The following is a 2,763-nucleotide window of genomic DNA, read 5'->3' on the forward strand; positions in this document are numbered from 1 at the left end:
GTCGCGGGCGGCACGGTCGCCGGGGAGGGCCGCCGCGCCGCCGACGTCGAAGCATTGCTGCTGGCCGGTGCGCACCCGGACGAGCTGGCCGCCCTCGGCGTCGGCTGGGTGCTCGTCGAACACGGCACGCCGGGAGAGCTCGGCGCATCGCAGCGCACCCTGGACGCGCTGGAACTCGTCCACGACGACCCCGACCTGAGCCTGTACCGGGTGCCCGGTGCGAGCGCGCAGCCCGGCGATCGGGGCGCGGCGGTCGCCGCGCACGTGCTGTGGGCGCTGCTACCGGTCGGCGGCGCTGCCGGCGCGCTCGCGATCCGGATGCGTCGGCAGACCGGCGCTGCGCGGGAACAGTCCTGAGACCCGGCGACCTTCCGCGGTCGCGGTGAGCACGTCGAGCACCCCCTCGCCGGTTGCCGCCCAAGAGAATTCGCCGGCGCGGACGCGGGCCTTGCGACCGAGGTCGCGGCGACGGTCGGCGTCGCCGAGCAGTTCGGCGACCGCCTCGGTGAGTTCGGTCGCGGAATCGACGAGCAGACCGGTGACCCCGTCGATCACCGAGTCGGTCAGGCCCTTCGAACTGCGGTAGCCGATCGTCGGCACGCCGTGCTGGGCGGCTTCGACGACGGCGAGCCCCCACCCCTCCTTGCGGGACGGCATCACGTGCACCCAGGCACGGGCGAGCAGTTCGTGCTTGCGCTCCTCGGAGACGTGCCCGTGGAAGGTGACGGCGTCGGTGATGCCGAGGTCGGCGGCGGCGTCACGCAGGTTCTGTTCCCACCAGCCGCCGCCGATCACATCCAGGTGCAGGCCGGGCACATCGCCGCGCAGCGCGGCGACCGCGGCGAGGGCGTCCTCGATCTGCTTGTGCGGCACCAGCCGGGACAGCACGCACACGCTCGGGTGGGCGGTGCGGGTGTGGTCGTCGCCGGGTTCGACGGTGTCGGGGATCGGGTCGATGCCGTTGCGCACGACGGCGATGCGGTCGTGCTCGACCCCGAGGGCACGCAGTTCGTCGGCGGACGGCAGCGACACGGTCAGGTACTGGTCGCGGCGGTGCACGCGCGGCGAGAGGGTCGATTCGATCCACCAGCCGATGCGGGCCATCACCCGTCCCGCGACCGGCCACTGTTCGCGGTGACAGTGGTGCACCAGCACCGTGGATGGTGCGCCGGCGACGAGCCCGGCGAAGAAGGGGATGCCGTTCTGGGTGTCGATCACCGCGTCGGGGCGCAGGCCCCGCAGCGGACCGAAGCCGAGGCGACCGGCGGCGATCGCCGCGAGCGCCCGCGGATAGACGGTGAGGCGGCCGCCGCCGCGGCTGATGGTGATGCCGTCGACGACTTCGCGTTTCGGGGCGCCCGGGTAGGCGGCGGTGCGGAACGTGACGGCGACGCCGCGGGCCGCGAGCTGGGCGCCGACCTGTTCGAGGTAGCGCTCACTGCCACCTCCCTGCGGGTGCCCGCTGTCACGCCAGCAGAGCAGCAGAACCTCCCGCACGTGGCGACCCCCCTCGGATTCCGGTTCGCCCGCGACCCGGGCGAACATGCGTGCTGCGACTGTATCGGGGAACACACTAACGGTGGGATCGCTCCGGAACCGGCGGGGGTTACTGCCGGGTACCGTCAGGCCGCGGTCGCAGCCGAGTCCGACGGCTCGGGTTCGCTGCCGTTGCCGGGCAGGTCCGTGCGGCTGTTGCCGAGCACCAGGATCAGGGTAGCCGCGGCGACGGCCGCACCCGCCAGGAACAGCACCGGATAGCCGACGCCGGGCACGGTCTGCACGACGACCGCGAGGACCGCGGGCACCGCGAAACCGAGGTAGGTCAGCGAGTAGAACACCGCGGTCAGCCCGGCGAGGTCGTCGGGACCGGCGATGCGCTGGATCTCCTGCAGGCCCGACACCAGTGCCAGTCCGTAGCCGCAGCCCAGGACCGCGGCTCCCGCGAGCGCGAAGGGCACGGTCAGCCGGTCCGCAGCGACCGCGCCGGCCACCATCCCGGCGACCAGGACGATCAGCGCGACGACGAGCGCGCGGGCGCTGCGCGGGGTGTCGATGCGCCGGCCCAGCGCCTGGATCCCGAAACCGCATCCGAGCGCGACGACGCACAGCAACGCCGAGAAGGCGACCGGTTTTCCGCCGGAATGCTCCGTCATCAGCGCCGGCATCACCGCGTAGGCGCAGCTCGCGGCCCCGAACACCCACGGCGCGACCGGGGCGATCACCGTCCGGAACCGCCGGTGCGCGGCGGCCGGGATCTTCAGGTCCTCGACCAGCGGCCGCCGTTCGTCGACCGGGGTGGCGGCACGGGTTTCGGGAGCCGTCGCGACCGCGAGACCGGCGCCGAGCGTGATCACGAGGTGCGTGGCGTAGGCGAGGCCGCTCGGCCACGGCGCCCACTGGGCGAGCACTCCGGCGACACCGGCGCCGAGCGCGAACCCGGCGGTCAGGCTCATCGCCGCGCGGCGGGCGCCCGCGCCGGCACCGGCCCGCGCGTCCCACGGCTGCTGGGACAGTTCCTTGACCCAGCTGCCGCCGACGGCCATGCCCAGCCCGAGCGCGATGCCGCTGAGGATGCGGCCGACGACGAGCAGCGGCGCGCTGTCCGCGCCGAACGCGAGCACGATCGAGCCCGCGGCCGCGACGAACGGTGCGGGCAGCATGAGCGGGCGGCGGCCGAGCCGGTCCGAGAGCGGTCCACCGAGCAGCAGCGCGGGCACGATGCCGAGCACGTACGCGAACAGGAAGACGTCGACGACGACGGGC

Annotated in this window: 2 protein-coding genes and 1 pseudogene; 1 reads left to right on the forward strand and 2 read right to left on the reverse strand. The window is 74.0% G+C overall.

The window, feature by feature from the left end:
• A pseudogene (locus tag I0Q12_RS33250) lies at positions 1–357 on the forward strand (hypothetical protein); the annotation flags it as partial.
• On the opposite strand, the gene I0Q12_RS18775 reads toward I0Q12_RS33250, so the two are convergent.
• The gene (locus I0Q12_RS18775; protein WP_197253536.1) at positions 280–1,497 is read right to left on the reverse strand and encodes a glycosyltransferase family 4 protein; all 1,218 of its coding nucleotides are present in this window, start codon (positions 1,495–1,497) and stop codon (positions 280–282) included. The pseudogene I0Q12_RS33250 and the gene I0Q12_RS18775 overlap by 78 nt on opposite strands.
• Positions 1,498–1,622: 125 nt before the next feature.
• On the reverse strand, positions 1,623–2,763 hold a 1,141-nt coding region (locus I0Q12_RS18780; RefSeq protein ID WP_197253438.1), incomplete at its 5' end, for an MFS transporter.

The sequence above is a fragment of the Rhodococcus sp. CX genome (assembly GCF_015865005.1).
Taxonomy (GTDB): Bacteria; Actinomycetota; Actinomycetes; order Mycobacteriales; family Mycobacteriaceae; genus Rhodococcus.